The 19981-nt window shown below is 66.5% G+C and carries 16 protein-coding genes; 3 read left to right on the forward strand and 13 right to left on the reverse strand.

The features are described from left to right. Nucleotides 1-315: 315 nt before the first annotated feature. Entirely contained in the window at nt 316-1218 is a 903-nt protein-coding gene (locus R5H29_RS16845) for a peptidylprolyl isomerase (RefSeq protein WP_332329513.1), read from the reverse strand. Nucleotides 1219-1354: 136 nt separating this feature from the next. On the opposite strand from R5H29_RS16845, the gene R5H29_RS16850 reads away from it, so the two are divergent. Together R5H29_RS16850 and R5H29_RS16855 are read left to right on the forward strand one after the other, a co-directional pair. Further along, on the forward strand, nt 1355-1720 hold the full coding sequence (locus R5H29_RS16850; protein WP_004150914.1) for a PadR family transcriptional regulator: 366 nt from the start codon (nt 1355-1357) through the stop codon (nt 1718-1720). After that, nucleotides 1717-2706 carry a sensor domain-containing protein gene (locus R5H29_RS16855; protein WP_332329514.1) on the forward strand — a complete coding sequence of 330 codons (990 nt, stop codon included), beginning with the start codon at nt 1717-1719 and terminating at the stop codon, nt 2704-2706. The genes R5H29_RS16850 and R5H29_RS16855 overlap by 4 nt, the downstream gene beginning before the upstream one ends. A 106-nt stretch (nt 2707-2812) precedes the next feature. Here R5H29_RS16855 and R5H29_RS16860 read toward each other — a convergent pair whose 3' ends face one another. Next, nucleotides 2813-4120 (reverse strand): polyhydroxyalkanoate depolymerase, encoded by a 1308-nt coding sequence (locus tag R5H29_RS16860; RefSeq protein WP_155029199.1) that lies wholly within the window; start codon nt 4118-4120, stop codon nt 2813-2815. A gap of 93 nt (nt 4121-4213) precedes the next feature. Further along, nucleotides 4214-4804 carry a class I SAM-dependent methyltransferase gene (locus R5H29_RS16865; RefSeq protein ID WP_332329515.1) on the reverse strand — a complete coding sequence of 197 codons (591 nt, stop codon included), beginning with the start codon at nt 4802-4804 and terminating at the stop codon, nt 4214-4216. Nucleotides 4805-4950: 146 nt separating this feature from the next. Between R5H29_RS16865 and R5H29_RS16870 the strand changes: the two genes are divergently transcribed. Then, nucleotides 4951-5406 (forward strand): CopD family protein, encoded by a 456-nt coding sequence (locus R5H29_RS16870; RefSeq protein WP_329841558.1) that lies wholly within the window; start codon nt 4951-4953, stop codon nt 5404-5406. A gap of 284 nt (nt 5407-5690) precedes the next feature. On the opposite strand, the gene R5H29_RS16875 is transcribed toward R5H29_RS16870, so the two are convergent. From R5H29_RS16875 to rseP, 10 genes are all read right to left on the reverse strand, one after another. Continuing rightward, entirely contained in the window at nt 5691-6650 is a 960-nt protein-coding gene (locus tag R5H29_RS16875; protein WP_019659134.1) for an acetyl-CoA carboxylase carboxyltransferase subunit alpha, read from the reverse strand. Between the two features lie 113 nt (nt 6651-6763). Further along, on the reverse strand, nt 6764-7633 hold the full coding sequence (locus R5H29_RS16880) for a hypothetical protein (protein WP_155029200.1): 870 nt from the start codon (nt 7631-7633) through the stop codon (nt 6764-6766). Nucleotides 7634-7688: 55 nt separating this feature from the next. After that, entirely contained in the window at nt 7689-11279 is a 3591-nt protein-coding gene (gene dnaE, locus R5H29_RS16885; protein WP_164145401.1) for a DNA polymerase III subunit alpha, read from the reverse strand. Nucleotides 11280-11515: 236 nt separating this feature from the next. Beyond that, a complete protein-coding gene (locus R5H29_RS16890) occupies nt 11516-12175 on the reverse strand; it encodes a ribonuclease HII (RefSeq protein WP_021203671.1) in 660 nt (219 codons plus the stop codon). Then, entirely contained in the window at nt 12172-13374 is a 1203-nt protein-coding gene (gene lpxB / locus R5H29_RS16895) for a lipid-A-disaccharide synthase (RefSeq protein WP_227844006.1), read from the reverse strand. Before lpxB ends, R5H29_RS16890 begins: the two co-directional genes overlap by 4 nt. A 53-nt stretch (nt 13375-13427) precedes the next feature. Next, complete coding sequence (gene lpxA / locus R5H29_RS16900; RefSeq protein ID WP_005415844.1) at nt 13428-14219, reverse strand: acyl-ACP--UDP-N-acetylglucosamine O-acyltransferase; 792 nt, start codon at nt 14217-14219, stop codon at nt 13428-13430. A gap of 16 nt (nt 14220-14235) precedes the next feature. Further along, nucleotides 14236-14694, reverse strand: coding sequence for a 3-hydroxyacyl-ACP dehydratase FabZ (gene fabZ, locus R5H29_RS16905; RefSeq protein WP_005415845.1), 459 nt, complete (start codon nt 14692-14694; stop codon nt 14236-14238). Further along, nucleotides 14691-15713 carry a UDP-3-O-(3-hydroxymyristoyl)glucosamine N-acyltransferase gene (lpxD, locus tag R5H29_RS16910; protein WP_021203673.1) on the reverse strand — a complete coding sequence of 341 codons (1023 nt, stop codon included), beginning with the start codon at nt 15711-15713 and terminating at the stop codon, nt 14691-14693. Before lpxD ends, fabZ begins: the two co-directional genes overlap by 4 nt. Nucleotides 15714-16133: 420 nt before the next feature. Continuing rightward, nucleotides 16134-18497, reverse strand: coding sequence for an outer membrane protein assembly factor BamA (bamA, locus tag R5H29_RS16915; RefSeq protein ID WP_021204147.1), 2364 nt, complete (start codon nt 18495-18497; stop codon nt 16134-16136). Nucleotides 18498-18571: 74 nt separating this feature from the next. After that, on the reverse strand, nt 18572-19930 hold the full coding sequence (gene rseP / locus R5H29_RS16920) for an RIP metalloprotease RseP (RefSeq protein WP_021204146.1): 1359 nt from the start codon (nt 19928-19930) through the stop codon (nt 18572-18574). Nucleotides 19931-19981: the final 51 nt, after the last annotated feature.

Consider the following 19981-nt stretch of genomic DNA (forward strand, 5'->3'; position numbering starts at 1 on the left):
GGACAAGATCAACACCAAGAGCATCCACGCTGGGGGTGGATCTCCTGGATGCAGCTGGGGCCTTTGAAGTGGGTCCGCCTTGAGCGAGCCGAGCATCGCAGGGGAATCAGGGGCGAAGAGGCGCCGATGTCTGAGCATAGCGAGTTCGGCGCCGTCCCCTGATTCACCGAGAAGCGCAGGGGACCGACGTGCGAAGCACGGCGGCTCGCGACCTGGCGGCGCGTTTCTTTTGGTTACTTTTCTTTTCGCGCGAAAAGAAAAGTAACGCCCATGAACAGTGAAGCACCTTCAGCACGCGTCACGCGCAGGAAACCATCAGCGCACCGGCACCGGAATATTGCAGAGATCGATATGCCCCGCCGGGCGCTTGTAGAAATCATCCACGCGATTGCGCCGCGCCTCCACCGTATCGGCGAAGGTCTTCGAGTCGGTACGCAGTACCTGGATCGGTGTGCGCTCGGCCGCCGGCACGTCGCTGGCACGGCGGATCGACACGATCGGCGTGCGCAGCTTCGGGTCGGTGTAGAAACCCATCGGCGCCGGTCCGCGTGGGGTCGCGCTGAGCAGTTCCATGCCCTTCAGCACGCGGCCGACCAGGGTGATGTTGCGGTCGAGCTGACGCGGTGACTGGCCGGTCACCACGTAGAGTTCGGCACCGATGCTGCTGTCCTCTTCGTTGCTGCGGCCGGCGCCCAGCATGCCGTAGCAATGTGCCAGCCAGGCCTTGCCGGCCTGCGGGTCCTGGCCGACCGGGAAGCCGTCGACGAAACCGGTCTGCGCGGCCCAGCCATCGCGATCCGGCAGCACGCTGACCTTCAGGCCAGCGCTGGCGCGCTCGAATTCAGCCGGCAGCTTGCGCGCGGCGCTGCCGAACGGCTTGGCCTTGGCCGCGTCATCGGCGTCGGCATCGCCGAACTGCACCACGAAGTTGTCGTGAGAGCGGTAGATGCTGGTGCCGTCCCAGAAGTGCTCGTGGGCGAAGGTCTGGATGTTGGCGACATGGCGCGGGGCGAACTGCGGCGCCAGCTCGATGATCACGCGCCCGGCCGGCAGGTCCATGTACAGCAGGTTGGCCGGGTCCGGCGTGCGCCAGTCGCTGGCCGGCGAGGCGTCCAAGATCTGCTGCGGGCTGCGGTAAGGCGAGGCCGCGCTGGCCATGGCGGGCAGCAGGCAGGCGAGGGCGAGGGCGGTCAGGGCAAGGCGACGGCGGTGCGGCATGGGAACCCCGGAACATGAACGAGGCTTCGATTCTGCGCGAGCAATTCGGTCACGCCAACCGGCAGAGTGACTAACGACACATTCGCTATACCGAACTTCGCACTACTGTGGACTTCAACGTAGTGGAGGGCCGGTCATGTCCGAGGACGATGTCCACCTGAAGAAGTTCCAGAAGGAGCTCAGCGCCGGAACGGTGTCGCTGGCCCTGCTGGCGGTGCTGGCCCGGGCCGGCGAGCCGCTGTACGGCTACCTGATCGCCAAGGAGCTGGAACGGGTGGGTGAGGGCGTGCTGAGCGGCAAGCAGAGCGCGCTGTACCCGGTGCTGCGCAACCTGGAGGGCGCCGGGCTGCTGGAAAGCCATGTGGAGCCATCCAGCAGTGGTCCGCCCCGGCGCTACTACCGCATCAATGAACGTGGCCGCGAGGTGCTGGCGCAGTGGCGCCAAGCCTGGCAGGCCACCCGTGATTCCGTCGATTCCGTGTTGGAGGGGGTACCGCAATGAACGACCCGAGCCTGGCAGGCCGAGCCCTGCCGACCACCATCCCGCAGTATCTGGCGCAGCTGCGCGCGGCGCTGGAAGGTGCCGATCCGGCGATGGTGCAGGACGCGTTGTACGACGCCGAGGAATACCTGCGCTCGGAGCTGGCGGCGCAGCCCGGCCGCAGCGAAGCCGAGGTCATCGCCGACGTGGCCGGCAGCTATGGCGCCCCGGACGAAGTGGCCGAGATCTACCGCGAGACCGAAGTGACGGTGAACCGCGCGCTGCGCACGCCGCGTGCGGATACCGCGCCGGTGCTGCGTGCAGCGGCCGAAGCCAGTGGCGTCGAGCCGGCCTCACCGCCGCAGGCGCCGGTGCAGCGTTCGCTGCTGGCGCGCTTCTTCGGCGTGGTGACCGATCCGCACACCTACGGTGCGCTGTTCTACATGCTGTTGTCGCTGGCCACCGGCATCTTCTTCTTCACCTGGGTGGTGACCGGCCTGTCATTGTCGCTGGGCCTGCTGATCCTGATCATCGGCATTCCGCTGACCGTGCTGTTCTTCGGCTCGGTGCGCGGGCTGGCGCTGCTGGAAGGGCGGTTGGTGGAAGCACTGCTGGGCGAGCGCATGCCGCGCCGCCCGCGTTACACCGACCGCAGCCGCACCTGGCTGCAGCGCATCGGCGACATGTTCACCGATGGCCGTACCTGGCTGACCCTGCTGTACTTCGTGCTGATGCTGCCGCTGGGCGTCATCTACTTCACCATCGCGGTGACGTTGCTGTCGCTGTCACTGGGGTTCATCTGGGCACCGGTGGCCGCACTGTTCAGCGGTGACATTCCGGGCGTGTACGTCGACGGCGTGAACGTGTTGCCGATGGCCGCTTCGCCGCTGGTGGGCATCGTGATCGCCGCCACGGGCGTACTGCTGCTGTTGTTGACCATGCATCTGGCACGCGGCGTCGGCAAACTGCATGGTCTGATCGCCAAGAACCTGCTGGTGCGGTTGTAAGCGGGAGCCCAGGCTTCGGTAGGTGCCAACCTTGGTTGGCACGATCGATCAGATGCCGGGATCCATGGTAGAGCGCCAACCAAGGTTGGCATCTACCAGGGCCTGGTTACCCCGCCTTTCGCCGCAACGGGGTGACGTTGCTCTTCTTCTTCGTAGCCTTCGCCGCCGGGGTTTCGGCATGCGCGGCGAAGAAGTCGCGTACCTTCGGGTACACCACTTCGCGCCAGCGACGGCCACTGAAGATGCCGTAGTGGCCGGCGCCTTCGACGATGAAATGCTCGCGGCGGTCAGCAGCAATGCCGGTGCACAGCGCCTGCGCGGCTTCGGTCTGGCCGAGGCCGGCGATGTCGTCCAGTTCGCCCTCGATGCTCAGCAGCGCGGTATCGCGGATCGCCGACGGGTCGACCTTCTCGCCATTGACCACCCACTCGCCACGCGGCAGCAGGAAGTCCTGGAACACCACGCGGATGGTGTCCAGGTAGTACTTGGCCGGCATGTCCAGCACCGCGTTGTACTCGTCGTAGAAGCGACGGTGCGCGTCGGCGTCTTCCAGGTCGCCCTTGACCAGGTCGGTGTAGAAATCCCAGTGCGAGCTGAAGTGGCGGCTCGGGTTCATCGACAGGAAGCCGGCGTGCTGCAGGAAGCCCGGATACACGCGGCGGCCGGCGCCGGGGTAACTGGCCGGCACGGTGTGGATGACGTTGTTCTCGAACCACGACAGCGGGTTCTGCGTGGCCAGGTTGTTCACTGCGGTCGGGCTGCAGCGCGCATCGATCGGGCCGCCCATCATCACCAGCGTGCGCGGCGTCGGCTCGCCACGGCTGGCCATCAGTGAAACCGCGGCCAGCACCGGCACGGTGGGCTGGCACACGCTGACCACGTGCAGGCGCTCGACACCCAAGTGGCGGATGAACTCCTGGATATAGGCGATGTAGTCGTCCAGGCCGAACTCGCCTTCGCTGGCCGGTACCATGCGCGCGTCAACCCAGTCGGTGACGTACACGCGGTGGTCGCGCAGCAGCGTGCGCACGGTATCGCGCAGCAGCGTGGCATGGTGGCCGGACAGCGGTGCGACCACCAGCACGAACGGCTGGTTGAGCATGGTGTGCAGCTGGTCGGCTTCATTGCTGTGGCGCTTGAAGCGCAGCAGCTTGCAGAACGGCTTGCTTACTTCCTCGTGCACGACGATCGGCACGCGCTCGCCTTCGACCTCGATTTCGTTGATGCCCCACTCGGGCTTCTCGTAATCCTTGCCGATGCGATGGAACAACTCGTTGACCGCCGCCAGGCGATCGGCACCCGGCATCTGCGACCACCAGTGGCCCGGGTTGGCGAAGAACTTGGCGTTGGCCTGGGCCTGGTGCACCCAGGGGGCAAGCAGGTTGCGGGTCAGTTCGTGCAGTTGATAGAGCATGACGACCGAATATGTATGGTCATATGTTGCCGCGCAGCATATCCCATCCGGGTGTCCCGCAGGTTAAGTTGCCTGAAAATAATGAATCCGGATTCACATCCGTTCCAGCGCGGCGGCATCGCCTGCCAGGGCGGGGCCGAGCCAGCAGTGCGACCCCACCGGCTGCAGGCCGTGCCGGGCCAGCGCGCGGCGGTACCAGCGCGCCGGGCGGGCGTGGAAGCCCTCGTGGTCGCCGTCGAATTCATCCTCGGCGGCGAAGGTCTCCAGGAAGGCCACGCCACCGGTCAGCTCGGCCACCCCGGCCAGGCCGGCGCGCAGTTCACGGTCGGGCACGTAGTGCATAACGTCCGAGCACACCAGCAGGTCGACCGGGGCGCAGGGCCGCAGCCAGGCGAAATCACCGAAGGCGGCCAGGTGCAGGTTGCGGGTCCTGCCGTAGCGGCGCACAGCGTACTCGCTGCTGTCGAAGCCGAGATATTCGACCTTCGGACGCAGCTTCAGCAGCGGCGCGCGCCAGGCGCCTTCACCGCAGCCGATATCCAGCACGCTGCGGATCGGCCGCTCCAGGTAGTACTCGGCGCTGGCCACGGCCAACGCAACCTTGCGCGCCAGGCGGGCGCTGCCGCCGATGTCGGCACGGCGGTACCAGCGTTGGAAGTAGGCGGCGTCGTAGGTCTTGTCCATGGGGCGGTGCGCGATCGGGGAAGGCGCCTATCGTACGGTGTTGCGGCGCGCCATGCGTCGATGTGTCGCGGCGGGCGTGCCTGCGGCAGCTTCGCCACGGCATGCGAGAATGGCCGCCAACCTACGCCAGCCGCCGGAGCGAGCGCATGCAGAGCTACTACTGGGTCAAGACCTTCCACATCGTGTTCGTGGTGGCGTGGATGGCCACGGTGTTCTACCTGCCGCGCATCCTGGTGAACCTGGCCGAGACCGCGGGCCAGCCGGCGGTGAGCGAGCGCCTGCAGCTGATGGGCCTGCGCCTGTACCGCTTCGGCCACTCGATGTTCGGCCTGGCGTTCCTGCTCGGCCTGGTGCTGTGGCTGGGCTACAAGGTCATCCCCGATTTCCCGACCATGGTGGCTCCGGGAGCTGCCGGCTGGCTGCACGCCAAGCTGGGGCTGGTGGTGCTGCTGCTGGTCTATTTCGGCTGGACCGGTCGCCTGCTCAAGGGCGCGGCCAAGGGCAGGGCGCTGCCGTCGTCGCGCGCGCTGCGCTGGATCAACGAGATCCCGCTGCTGGCGTTCATTCCGATCGTGTGGCTGGTGCTGGCCAAGCCGTTCTGAACGGGGCGCGCTGCGCGCGCGGCGCATCGCACAGATGCATCCACGCATGGCGTGGATCTACTGGGTGCAGCTGTGGCTTTTGATGTCCAGGTCCGCCATGAGCGAGCCGAGCATCGCAGGTGAAACAGGGGCGAAGAGGCGCCGATGTCTGAGCGCAGCGAGTTCGGCGCCGTCCCCTGATTCACCGAGAAGCGCAGGGAACCGGTGCACAGCACCGGTTCGCGTTCGGCGGCGTGTTCTTTGGTTACTTTCTTGCAAGAGCAAGAAATTAACAAGCCGATGAATCAGGCTGCCTCGTACGTGCCGTAACTGCGCAGGCGCGTGTAGCGCTGTTCCAGCAGCTGTTCGGTGGACAGCTTGTCCAGCGCGTCCAGCTCGTTCAGCAGCACGGCCTTCAGGCGCTTGGCCATCTGGGTCGGGTTGCGGTGGGCGCCACCGGTCGGCTCGCGCACGACCTTGTCGACCAGGCCCAGGCTCTTCAGGCGCGGGGCAGTCAGGCCCAGTTGTTCGGCCGCTTCCTTGGCCTTGCCCGCGTCCTTCCACAGGATCGAGGCGCAGCCTTCCGGCGTGATGGTCGAGTACACCGCGTATTCCAGCATCACGGTGCGGTCGCCCACACCCAGTGCCAACGCACCGCCGGAGCCGCCTTCACCGATCACGGTGCAGATGATCGGCACCTTCAGCTCGGCCATCTCGATCAGGTTGCGCGCGATCGCTTCGGACTGGCCGCGCGACTCGGCGTCGATGCCCGGCCAGGCGCCGGCGGTGTCGATCAGGGTCAGCACCGGCAGGCCGAAGCGCTCTGCCATCTTCATCAGGCGCAGTGCCTTGCGGTAGCCCTCCGGCTTGGGCATGCCGAAGTTGCGCTTGATCTTTTCCTTGGTGTCGCGGCCCTTCTGGTGGCCGATCACCATTACCGCGCGGCCATTGATGCGGGCCAGGCCGCCCATGATCGCCTTGTCGTCAGCGAAGGCGCGGTCACCGGCCAGCTCCTGGAACTCATCGAACATGACGCGGATGTAGTCGGCGGTGTACGGACGCGATGGGTGCCGGGCCAGCTGCAGCACCTGCCACGAGGTCAGGTTGCGGAAGATCTGCGCGGTGCGCATGCGCAGCTTGTCCTGCAGCGCGTGCACTTCCGCCTCGACATTGACCGCCGGCCCGGCACTGGCGTTGCGCAGTTCCTGGATCTTGGCTTCCAGGTCGGCGATGGGTTGCTCGAAGTCGAGGTAGTTCGGATTCATCGGAAGCCGTCGTGTAAAGAAGGGGGCAATTCTAGCCGAATGCGTGCAAACCACCCGTACGCCTTCGTCTGGAAGGCGACGGTAACGCAGCCGGGCAGGCGGCGCCAGTCAGCTCAGGGCACCACCAGGGCGCTGCGGCCCATCAACTGGCTGCGCTGGGAAACGAAGTCGTTGTAGGCCTCGTTGGCCTCCCGGCCCAGGCCGCTGCCCAGGGTGGCGGTGGCCGAGGTAAAGGCCATCTGCGCGTCGAAGTCCTGCTTGCGCAGGGCCTTCTGTTCATCGGCGGTGGTGGCCTTCAGCCAGCGCGCATAGACCTCGCGCAGCGGCGCGGCGTGCGCCTCGAAGGCGGGGTCAAGGGCCGGCAGGCTGGCCGGGGCCGGCTCCAGGCTGAATGCCGGCGCGACGTAGCCGGCCGGCTGTTGGCGCTTGAATGCACCGGGTTCGCCCATGCCTTCTTCGACGTAGGTGATGAAGTCCGGGGCCGTGAACACCTTGGCCACGATCTGGCCGCCGCTGGAATCGACATGGGCCACCACCTTTTCCTTCGGGAACGGCTCGCGCACGCCGTAGGTCCAGGTCTTGTCGATGAACAGGTCGTGGCGCTTCTCGAAGGGACCTTCGAAGCTGACCCCGCCCAGTTCGATCCCGTTGTTGCCGACGCCGAAATTCTTCAGCTTGCTCTCGTCGGTGACATAGACCTCGCGAGCAATCACGTACTCGCTCAGGGTCGGGTTGATCAGGCCGCCACGACCGTCGACGTAGACGATGAAGCGCACGTCGCCAAGCGCGTCTGTGTGCAGGCGATGTTCGCCAATGGCGAGCGAGATCGGGCGCGAGCCGTGCGCGGCCACTGGCACGTCCTGGCCGTCGATGCTCAGCGCCAGCGGCGCGTCGGTCGGGTTGTCGATCTGGAACTCGATCTTCGACGGCGAGCAGGCGGCCAGTGCCAGTGCGGCAACGAACGGAAACAGCAGGGTCTTCATGGGCGATCGTCCTTGATGGTTGGAACGGGAAAACAGGAACACGAAGGAGCCAGCCTCAGCTGGCCCACGGCGGGCTGTAGCGCACCTTCAGCGTGCGTACGGCCGGGTCGGCGCGCAGCGCCTCCATCAGCTTGGAATCGATGCGTACCGCGCTCTGCCCGGAGACATCGAGCATGCCGGCGACACCGCCGTGCGGGCCCTTCAGCAGCAGGTCCAGGCGCAGCGGCGTGCGCCCCGGGCGATGGCGGTCGAGCAGGGCATTGATGCGCTCCCAGACCGGGCGCTGCTGGCGCAGGTCCAGGCGCAGCGACAGCCGCGTGGCGTAGTTGGCGCAGACTTCGTCGAAGTCCCAGCACTGGCGGATGCGCAGCGCGTAGCCACCGTTGAACTCGTCCTCGCGCAGGCCGCCCTTGACCACCAGGATGCGGTCCTTGGTCATCAGGTGGCCGAACTCGGCCATTGCATCAGAGAACGCACTGCACTCGACGCGGCCGCGGCCATCCTCCAGCTGGATGAAGATCTGGCTTTCGCCCTTGCGGCGCACGCCGACCACCTGGCCTGCCAGCACGGTCTGCACCTCCGGGCGCCAGCGCTTCTCGCCGCCACCGCCGCCACCGCTGTTGGCGCTCCAGATTTTCTCCACCGAACCCAGGTCGTTGCCTACCAGATCGCGCACATCGTCGCGCCAGGGATCGAACGGGTGGCCGCTGAGGTAGAAGCCCAGCGTGTCGCGCTCGCCGTTGAGGCGCTGCAGCAACGGCCATTCTTCGGCTTCTGGCAGGTCCAGCTGGATCGAAACGGTGCTCGGGTCGGGCCCGCCAAACAGCGAGTTCTGTCCGGACGCACGCTCGCGTGCCATCTGATCAGTGGCCTTGATCACTTCCGGCAACTGCAGCATCAGCGAGGCACGGTTGCGGCCGAGCTCATCGAGCGCGCCGCAGTTGATCATCGCTTCCAGCGTGCGCCGGTTGAGCTTGGCCGAGCCGACGCGGGTGCAGAAGTCCAGCAGATCCTTGAACGGGCCGCCCTTCAGTCGTTCCTCGACCACCGCTTCGCAGGCGCCCTGGCCCACGCCCTTGATCGCGCCCAGGCCGTACTGGATCGTGTCCGGGGTGACCGCTTCGAACATGAAGGCCGACTGGTTCACCTTCGGCGGCAGCACGGTCAGGCCGAGGTTGCGCACCTCGTCGAGGAAGCCGACCACCTTGTCGGTGTTGTCCAGGTCCGAAGACAGCGTGGCCGCCATGAATTCGGCCGGATAATGGCGCTTCAGCCACGCGGTCTGGTAGCTGACCAGTGCGTATGCAGCGGCGTGTGACTTGTTGAAGCCATAGCCGGCGAACTTCTCCATCAGGTCGAAGATCTCGTCGGCCTTGGGGCCATCGACGCCGCCCTTGGCCGCACCTTCGCGGAAGATCTCACGGTGCTTGGCCATTTCCGCCGGCACCTTCTTGCCCATCGCGCGGCGCAGCAGGTCGGCGCCGCCCAGCGAGTAGCCGCCGACGATCTGCGCCATCTGCATCACCTGCTCCTGGTACACCATGATGCCGTAGGTGTCCTTCAGGATCGCTTCGGTGCGCGGATCGGGATAGATGATTTCTTCCTGGCCGTGCTTGCGCGCGTTGAACGAAGGAATCAGGTCCATCGGGCCAGGGCGGTACAGCGACACCAGCGCGATCAGGTCTTCGAAACGGTCGGGGCGCGCGTCCTTCAGCAGGCGGCGCATGCCCGAGGATTCGAACTGGAACACCGCGCCGGTGTTGCCGTTGGCGAAGATGTCCTTGTAGGTGGGCGCATCGTCGAGCGGGATCGCGGCAATGTCGACCGGCGGAATGCCCGCGCGTTCGTGGCGCTTGTTGATCGCCTTCACCGCCCAGTCGATGATGGTCAGCGTGCGCAGGCCGAGGAAGTCGAACTTCACCAGGCCCACTTCTTCCACGTCGTTCTTGTCGAACTGGGTGACCGGGTTCTTGCCGAGCCCATTTTCGTCGTGTTCCGCATACAGCGGGCAGAACTCGCTCAGCGGCTCGGGCCCGATCACCACGCCGCCGGCGTGCTTGCCGGCGTTGCGGGTCAGGTCTTCCAGCTGCAGCGCCAGGTCGATCAGGTCGCGGACATCGTCCTCTGTCTCGTAGCGCTGGATCAGTTCCGGCGACGCCATTTCCGAGCTCGGGCCTTCCTTGCCCCTGCCCAGCGCATCCTTCAGGTGGATACCCAGGATGTTCGGGATCAACTTGGAAACGCCGTCGACCAGGCCGTACGGGAACCCGAGCACGCGGCCGGAGTCGCGCACCACCGCCTTGGCGGCCATGGTGCCGTAGGTGATGATCTGGCTGACGCGCTCGCGCCCATACTTGCGCGCGACGTAGTCGATCACCTCGTCGCGGCGGTCCATGCAGAAGTCGATGTCGAAGTCGGGCATCGACACGCGTTCCGGATTGAGGAAGCGCTCGAACAGCAGGTTGTACGGCAGCGGATCCAGGTCGGTGATCTTCAGCGCCCACGCCACCAGTGAACCGGCACCCGAGCCGCGGCCGGGGCCGATCGGAATGCCCTGGTTCTTGCCCCATTGGATGAAGTCGGCCACGATCAGGAAGTAGCCGGGGAAGCCCATCTTGATGATGGTGTTGAGCTCGAACTCCAGGCGCTCGAAGTACTCCTCACGGGTCTTGCCCGGCGCCAGCGGATTCTTCTCCAGGCGCTCTTCCAGGCCCTCGCGCGACATCTTCTGGATCCAGGTATCCAGCGTTTCGTCGTCGGGCACCGGGTAGTTGGGCAGGAAGTAGGTGCCCAGCCGCATCTCGATGTTGCAGCGCTCGGCCAGCGCCAGCGTGTTGTCGATCGCGTCGGGGATGTCGGCGAACAGCGCGCACATCTCCTCGGCCGACTTCAGGTACTGCTGGTCGCTGTACTCGCGCGGACGCTTGGGATCGTCCAGCACGCGGCCGGTGGAAATGCACACGCGCGCCTCATGCGCGCTGAAATCGGACGGCGACAGGAAGCGCACGTCATTGCTGGCCACCACCGGCAGGCCACGCTGGCCCGCAGCCATCAGCGCGAACTGGTTGAAGGTTTCCTCGCCCTCGCGGCCGGTGCGGGTCAGCTCCAGGTGCAGGCCATCGCCGAACACCCGTTGCCAGTCGGCCAGCTGCTGCTCGGCCAGCTCATGCTTGCCGTCCAGCGCCAGGCGTCCGGCCAGGCTCTGCCGGCCGGCCAGCGCGAACAGGTTGGCGTTGCCGGCCTTCAGCCAGTCCGGGTGGATGGCTACGCCGCCTTCGGGGCGATGGCCTTCCATCCAGGCGCGGGTCAGCAGCCGCGACAGGCTCAGGTAGCCTTCGCGATCACGGCACAGCAGGGTCATCCGCCACGGGTCCTGGCCTTCCTCGGCGATCAGCACGTCGGCACCGGCGATCGGCTTGATGCCCACGCCTTCGGCGGCCTTGTAGAACTTGACCAGGGCGAACAGGTTGTTGAGGTCGGTCACCGCCAGCGCCGGCAGGCCGAGCTCGACCGAGCGCGACAGCAGGTTGGCCTGCTTGGCCTTCTTCGGGTCCGCCTGGTCCGGCTTGGCCGGCACACGGATGGTGGAGTCCGCCAGCGAGAACTCGGTGTGGACGTGGAGATGTACGAAGCGGGAGTTGGACATGCCGGACCAGGTTGGAGCGCGCGGGCCCCGGGTGCTGACGGAGGTTCGTCGCCGGGGTCGGGAAGCGCTGGAATGCCCGGTCAGGGTAGCGAGGGCAGGGGGTTGCCACAAGGCTTGACAGGGGCACGGCGTGGCGCCGGATTCAGGCGTGCGGGAGGCCGCCTTCTTAGAGCCGAGCCCATGCTCGGCTGCCCACAGCAGCCGAGCATGGGCTCGGCACTACAACTCCAGCTGGCTCAGGCGATGGCCGCCGCCTGCGTCAGGTCCAGACACTCACGCACCGGAGCGAAACTGCGGCGGTGCTCCATGCAGGGGCCGTGCTCGCGCAGGGCGGCCAGGTGGGCCGGGGTGCCGTAGCCCTTGTGCTGTTCGAAGCCGTACTTCGGATGGCGGGCATGCACCTCCTGCATGTAGCGGTCGCGCGAGACCTTGGCCAGGATCGAGGCGGCCATGATCGCGCGGTCGATGCCATCGCCGCCGACCAGCGCCTGCGCCGGCAGTGCCAGGCCCTTGGGCACCACGTTGCCGTCGATGCGCGCGAAGCCGGCCACATGGGCGACCGCTGCAACGACGTCACGCATGCCCTGCAGGGTGGCCTGGTAGATGTTCAGGCGGTCGATGGTGTCCACGTCCACCAGCACCACATGCCAGGCCAGGGCGCGCTCGATGATGCGGTCATGCAGCTGCTCGCGGCGGGCCGCGGTCAGCTGCTTGGAGTCATCCAGGCCGTTGATCCGTGGTCGCGACGGGTCGAACACCACCGCTGCCACCGCGACCGGCCCGGCCAGTGGGCCACGGCCTGCCTCGTCGACGCCAGCGACCAGGCGCTCCGGCTCGACCACGGGCGCACCGTCGAACAGGGTCAGGCTGGCTGCGGCGGCGTGACGGCGGCTCATGCCTGTGCCTGGTCGCGCATCAGCAGTTCGCCAACGGCGTCGGCGGCACGCGCCGAGGCGTTGCGGCGCAGCCGCTCGTGCAGGCGCACGTAGGCATCCTGCAGATCGGTCACCCGCTGCGGGTGGTCGAACCACTGCTGGATGGCCGCGGCCAGCTTGTCCGGCGTGCAGTCGTGCTGCATCAGTTCCGGTGCCAGGTCCTGCCCGGCCAGGATGTTGGGCAGGGCGAAGCGGTCGACCTTGATCAGGCCGAGCGCCTTCACCAGTCGATAGGTCAGTTCGTTGACGCGGTAACCGACCACCATCGGCCGCTTCACCAGCATGGCCTCCAGGGTCGCGGTACCGGAGGCCAGCACCACCACGTCGGCGGCGATCATCGCGTTGCGCGCCTGGCCATCCAGCACATGCGAATAGGCCACCGGCAGCGCCGAGCGCGACAGCTGTTCCTCGATCAGTTCCCTGCAGGCCGGGTTGGCGGCAGGCACCACCACATGCAGGCCCGGAATGCGTTCGGAGACCTGCCAGGCGGCTTCGAAGAACGGTTCGCCCAGGCGCGAGATCTCGCCCAGGCGGCTGCCCGGCAACACTGCCAGCACCTTGGCCGAGGCCGGCAGTCCGAGCGCGGCGCGTGCTTCCTCGCGATTGCCCTGCAGCGGAATGTCATCGGCCATCGGGTGGCCGACGAAGCGCGCGTCGATGCCGTGCCTGGCATAGATCGGTGGCTCCATCGGGAACAGGCACAGCACCAGGTCGGCGCTGCTGCCGATCTTCTCGGCGCGCTTTTCGCGCCAGGCCCAGACCGAGGGACTGACGTAATGCACGGTGCTCACGCCACGCTGCTTCAGCCAACGCTCGATACCCAGGTTGAAGTCGGGGGCGTCGATGCCGATGAACACGTCCGGCTGCCAGTCAAGCGCACGCTGGCGGAACGCCGAACGCAGCTTAAGCAGGCGCGGCAGGTGGCGCAGCACTTCGGTCAGGCCCATCACCGCCAGCTCGCTGGCATCGTGCCAGGTCTGGCAGCCCGCGCTGCGCATGGCGTCGCCACCGATGCCGGCGAACTCGGCATTCGGGAAGCGCGCTTTCAGTTCGCGGACCAGGCCCGCACCGAGCAGATCGCCGGAGGCCTCGCCGGCCACCAGCGCGATCCGCAACGGGCGCTCGCTGAGCACCCGTTGCGCCGGGACGCTGCCGGTCATCGAGGCCAGCGGGATCACTGCGGCGCCGGCCGGCGCCTGGCCGGTCGTGCTGCTCATCGCAGCAGGGGCCTCTCGGCGTGCTCGATGAAGTCCAGCATCGCCTTTACGTCGTCGCTGTCACGCGCCTGCTCGGTCAGCTGCACCTTGGCCTCTGCCAGGGGCAGGCCCGCCACGTACAGCGTGCGGTAGGCACGCTTGATGGCCGAAATGCGGTCAGCGTCGAAGCCACGTCGCTTCAGGCCTTCGCTGTTGATGCCGCGCGGGCGTCCCAGCGAATCAGTACCGACCATGGTGAACGGCGGTACGTCACCATTGGTCAGCGCGCCCATGCCGAGGAAGGCATGCGCGCCGATCCGGCAGAACTGGTGGGCACCGGCGAAGCCGCTGATGATCACGTAGTCGCCCACGGTCACATGGCCGGCCAGGGTGGTGTTGTTGGAGAACACGCAGAAATTGCCGACATGGCAGTCGTGCGCCACGTGCGTGTAGGCCAGCATCCAGTTGTCGTTGCCGATGGTGGTGATGCCGCCGCCGCCGCCGGTGCCACGGTTCAGGGTGACGAACTCGCGGAACACGTTGCGGTCGCCGATCACCAGTTCGGTGCGCTCGCCGCCGAACTTCTTGTCCTGCGGCTCGCCACCGATCGCGGCATGGCCGACGAAGCGGTTGTCGCGGCCGATCCGGGTCGGGCCGTGGATGCTGCAATGGGGGCCCACCACCGTACCGGCACCGATTTCAACGTCGGGGCCGATCAGGGTGAAGGCGCCCACCTGGACATCGTCGGCCAGGCGTGCGGCCGGGTCGATGACGGCGGTGGGGTGGATCCGCGGTGCGTTGTCAGTCATTGCTGCCTCCAGTGGATCAGCCCTTGGCGCCGGCACACATGACCTCGGCCGACGCGACGACTTCGCCGTTGACCTTGGCTTCGCCGTAGTACCAGCCCATGTTGCGGATCAGGCGCTTCATCTGCACGTCCAGCATCAGCACGTCGCCGGGGACGACCTGCTTGTTGAAGCGGGCGTTTTCCACCTTGACCATGTAGAACAGCTTGGACTGCGCATCGCGGCCAAGCGTGAGCTGGGTCATCACGCCGCCGGCCTGCGCCAGCGCTTCGATGATCAGTACGCCGGGCATGATCGGGCGGCCCGGGAAGTGGCCCTGGAAGAACGGCTCGTTGATGCTGACGTTCTTCTGCGCCAGGATCCGCTTGGCCTCGACGTCGAGTTCAAGCACCCGGTCCACCAGCAGGAACGGGTAGCGGTGTGGAAGCAGTTCCTGGATCTGGCAGACGTCGATCGGAAGCTGCAGCGAATCGTTCATTCTTTCTCCTTGCCAGCAGCCAGGACGCGGCGAGCCAATGCGTCCAGCTGCTTGAAACGCGCGGCGTTCTTGCGCCACGTACGGTTGTCGGTCAACGGGGTGCCGGATGAGTACTCGCCCGGCTCATGGATGGAATTGCGGACCACCGACTTGCCGGTGATCACGACCTTGTCGCAGATCTCCAGGTGGCCGACAACGCCGACGTGGCCGCCGAGCAGGCAATAGCGGCCGATCTTGGCGCTGCCGGCGATGCCGGTGCAACCGGCGATGGCCGAATGCGCACCGATCTGCACGTTGTGCGCGATCTGCACCAGGTTGTCCAGGCGTACGTCTTCGTCCAGCACGGTGTCTTCCAGCGCGCCACGGTCGACGCAGGTGTTGGCGCCGATTTCGCAATCGTCGCCGATGCGCACGCCGCCGAGCTGCGGCACCTTGATCCACTTCCCGGCGTCCATCGCCAGGCCAAAGCCGTCGGCGCCGAGCACGGCACCGGGATGCACGCGCACGCGCTTGCCCAGCCGGACCCGGGTGACCAGGGTGACCCGGGCGATCAGCTCACAGCCGGAATCCAGGCTGCAGTCCTCGCCGATCACGCTGCCGGCGCCGATGATGCAGTTCTCGCCGACCACGCTGCGCGCACCGACCGAGACGAACGGACCGATGTGCGCGCTGGCCGCAACCTGGGCACTGGGGTCGATCACCGCGCTGGGGTGGATGCCCGGCGGACGGGTCGGCGCGATGTCGAACAGCGCGGCGATCTTGGCGAAGGTGGTGTACGGGTCCTTGGCGACGAGCGCGGCGCCGGGAGCGGACTCGGCGTCTTCGGCACGCAGCACCACCAGCGAGGCCTGGCTGTCGGCCAGCTGGGCGCGGTAGCGCGGGTTGGCAAGGAAGGTCAGCTGGCCAGGACCGGCATGGGCGAGGGTGGCCACGCCATGGATGGCGGTGGCGGGGTCGCCATGGACCTGCAGGCCGAACTGCTCGGCGAGTTGCTGGGCGGTGTAGGTGGGAGTATTCACGGCGGGAGTTTAACGTGTGACGCCATTGCGGTCATGCGGGGGGCATATGCAGCCAACGGCAGGGCCCCTCGCGGCCGGCAGAGCCAGTGTCATGGGCTGGGTCGGACGGGGCGGGACTGCGGGGGGCGGCGCAAGTACGTCCATGTAGCCTTGGTCGGCGCATCCATGCGGCTCACACCCCCGCAGCCCCGCCCCGTCCGACCTCCGACGGCTTGGCGCGAGTGCCAGCCACGGAAAAACAGAAAAGATCAAAAGCAGAGCGGGCGCTTCCGGCATCCAGGCCAAACGAAAACGCCGGGAAATGCCCGGCGCTTCGCACCCCGTCTGGTGGAGAGCCCCCCTTTGTTAAGGGGGGCGCGCCAGCGGCGCGGGGGATAGGTGGAATGCGGGGGCAGTTCTGGCGAACCGCCTCGCGGTTCGTCAGAACTGCCCACCGAACGTGAATTGCAGGCGCTCGATCTTGTCATCGTCTTCCTTCTTCAGCGGGAAGGCGTAGCTGATCGAGATCGGGCCGACCGGGGCGCGCCACAGCAGGGCCACACCGGTGGACACGCGCAGCTCGTTGGCCTTGAAGTTGTCCACGCCGGTGTACACGTTACCGAAGTCGACGAAGGCCGACACACGCGCCGACGGGCTGTCGAACAGGCGCGGGAAGTAGGCCTCCACCGACCCAACGGTCTTCAGCGAACCACCCAGCGGCTGGCCTTCCGGATAACCGGTGGTGACTTCGCGCGGGCCGAGTGTGTTGTCCTCGAAGCCGCGCACCGAGTTGGTACCACCGGCGTAGAAGTTCTCGAAGAACGGCAGGCCGCTGGCGGTGACGGTGCGGGTGGTGCCATCCGGATTGGTCAGCGTACGGGTGTAGTCGTTGCCGTAGGCATCGCCGTAGCCGATTTCGGCACGGGTGTTGATCACCAGCGACGGCATGATCGGCCAGTACTTGCTGATCTGGTAGTTCAGCTTGTAGTACTCGATGGTCGAACCCGGCAGCGTGGTTTCCAGGCCGATGCGCTGGTAGGTACCGCGCGTGGGCATGAAGTAGTCGTTGCGCGAGTCGCGCGCCCAGCCCAGCTCGGTGCGCCATGCGTGGAAGGTGCGCTTACCGACTGCATTGATGTAGTCGATGATCGACTGCGGGGTCGAGCCCTGGTAAGTGGTGATCTGGTTGCTGTCGATGCCGAACATCAGCGAGACGGTATCGGTCTCGGTCAGCGGCACGCCGAACACCACCTGCGCGGCACCGTTGGTGCTGTTGTACTGCGCGGTGTTGAAGTCGGAGTAGTCCAGTTCGCGCCAGGACAGGTTGTAGCCCAGCGAGACGCCGTCATCGGTGAAGTACGGGTTGGTGTAGCTGAAGCCGTAACGCTGCAGGTAGCTGCTGCGCGAGGCTTCGACCGACACGCGGTTGCCGCCGCCGAGGAAGTTGTTCTGCGACAGCTGCACCGACGTGGTCATGCCGTAGGACTGCGAGTAACCCAGGCCGAACACGAAGCTGCCCGAGGTGGTTTCCTTGACGTTGTAGACGACGTCGACCTGGTCGTTGCTGCCGCTGACGGCCGGGGTCTCGACGTCCACCGATTCGAAGTAGCCCAAGCGCTGCAGGCGGATCTTGGAACGATCGATCGCGGCCTGCGAGTACCAGCTGTTCTCGAACTGGCGCATTTCGCGACGCATCACTTCGTCGGACGTACGCGTGTTCCCGCGGAACAGGATGCGACGCACCGACACGCGCGGGCCGGGCACGACCTGCATGTTGATCGCCACGGTCTGCTCGGCGCGGTTGGTGGTCGGGATCGGGTTCACCTTGGCGAACGCGTAGCCGATGTTGGACAGCGAATTGGTGATGGTGTCCGAGCTGAACTCCAGCAGCGCACGCGAGAACGTATCGCCGGACTTCTGGATCACCATGCGCTCGACGTCCTCCTGCGGGAGGATGGTGTCGCCGCTGACCTTGATCTCGGAGATCTTGTACTGCGCACCTTCGGTCACGCCGGCGGTGAGGAACATGTCGCGCTTGTCGGGGCTGATCGACACCTGGGTCGAATCGATGCTGAAGTCGACATAGCCGCGGTCCAGGTACCAGGAATTGAGCTTTTCCAGGTCGCCGGACAGCTTTTCCTTGGAGTACTGGTCGTCACGGCGGTACCAGGACGCCCAGTTGTGCTCCTTGGACTCCCAGGTTTCCAGGATGTCCTTGCTCTCGAACTTTTCGGTGCCCACCAGGTTGACGTGGCGGATCTTGGCCGCCTTGCCTTCCTTGATGGCGATGGCGATGTCCACGCGGTTGCGGTCCAGCGGGCTCACCGTGGGGGTGATCTCGACGTTGTACTTGCCGCGGTCGTTGTACTGGCGGCGAAGTTCCTGGGTCACGCGGTCCAGGCTCAGCCGATCAAAGGTGCCGCCCTCGGTCAGGCCGATGTCGGACAGGCCCTTGAGCAGCTGCTCGGACTTGATGTCCTTGTTGCCGGTCACGGTCAGCTTGTTGATCGCCGGGCGTTCCTTGACGGTCACTACCAGGATGCTGCCCTGTCGGTCCAGCTGCACATCCTCGAAGAAGCCGGTCTTGTACAGGGCGCGGATCGTCTCGCCGACCTTGCTGTCGGTGACCGTCTCGCCACGTTCCACCGGCAGGTAGGTGAACACCGTGCCCGAGCTGATGCGCTGCAGGCCGTCGACGCGGATGTCGCTGACAGTGAAGGGCTCGGCTGCCTGGGCCAGGGCGGGGGCGCCGGTGACGGCGGCAAGGGCGAGGGCCAGCAGGCGGCGATTGGGGAGTCGCGTCATGTCACGTCCGGTAGGAAGGTCGATTTCATTGGTGCGGGATGCCGACGCTGTAGACGGCAACAACGTGGAAAAGTTCATCGCGGGACCAGGCCGAGGATGTCGTTGTAGAACGCCAACCCCATCAGCCCGGCCAGCAACGCCAGGCCGATGTACTGGCCGGCGGCGATGGCACGCTCGCTCAGCGGGCTGCCCTTGACCAACTCGATAAGGTAATACAGCAGGTGGCCGCCGTCCAAGATCGGGATCGGCAGCAGGTTGATGATGCACAGGCTGAGCGACAGCAGGGCAAGGAACTGCAGGAACCAGTCGAGGCCGCGCTTGGCCGAGACATTGGCCACCCGGGCGATGGTGACTGGCCCGGACACGTTCTGCAGCGAGGCCTTGCCGGTGACGATTCGGCCCATCATGCCCAGCGAATCTGCCGCCAGGCGGCCGGTTTCGCGCACAGCCACGGTGACCGCGTCGAGCGGGCCATAGCGAAGCAGGGTGTCGTAGGGAGGGCTGAACGAAGTCGGGAACTGCACGCCGATCTGCCAGGTCGGTTCACCCCTGGAATCCTTGCCCTGGCGCGGGGTGACTTCCAGCGCCAGGCGTTCACCGCCGCGCAGGACCTCGATCATGCCAGGGCCGCCGGCGCGGCCCAGCGTCTGGATCTCGCCGATGACCTGATCGGCACCATCGATGCGCTGGCCATCAATGGCCACGATCAGGTCCCCCGGCTGCAGCTGCCCGGCCACCACCGAATCCGGCGTCAGCGAGTCGACCAGCGCCGGCTGCAGCCACGACTGCCAGTACAGGCCGGCCAGGATCGGCACCCGCCGCTCATCGAAACCTGCCGGCAGCTGCGACAGCGGCAGAGTGCGCATGCGTACCTGGTCAGCCGTATCCAGCACCTCCAGCCTCACGTCGCGGCGGTCCATCGCGGCCGCGGTCAGCGCCATGCTGGCTTCACCGAGGGTAACGACCGGGCGCTCGTCCACGCGCAGCACGCGGTCACCGCTGGCCAGCCCGGCACTGGCAGCGATGCCGCTGACACGGCCGATCGTCGGCGAATAATCCTGCTTGCCGATCACGAACATCGCCCACAGCAGCAGGATGCACAGCAGCAGGTTGGCGATCGGGCCGGCGGCAACGATGGCAATGCGCTGCCAGACGCTCTTGTGGTTGAAGGCCTGGCCGCGCTCGTGGGGGTGGACTTCAACCTCGCGTTCGTCGAGGAACTTCACGTAGCCGCCGAGCGGGATGGCGGCAATGGCGAACTCGGTGCCGTGCCTGTCCCGTCGCGACCACAGCGGCCGGCCGAAGCCGACCGAGAAGCGCAGGATCTTGACCCCGCACAGGCGCCCGACCCAGTAATGCCCGAACTCGTGGAACGTGACCAGCAGCCCGAGGCTGACAATCATCCACCAGACCGATCCGATGAAGTCAGTCATGCAGGCTCACAATGGCGGGCAGGGGCGGCGGCGTCATGCTGGGCGAGGCAG

The organism is Stenotrophomonas sp. A3_2 (assembly GCF_036624925.1).
Taxonomy (GTDB): Bacteria; Pseudomonadota; Gammaproteobacteria; order Xanthomonadales; family Xanthomonadaceae; genus Stenotrophomonas; species Stenotrophomonas hibiscicola.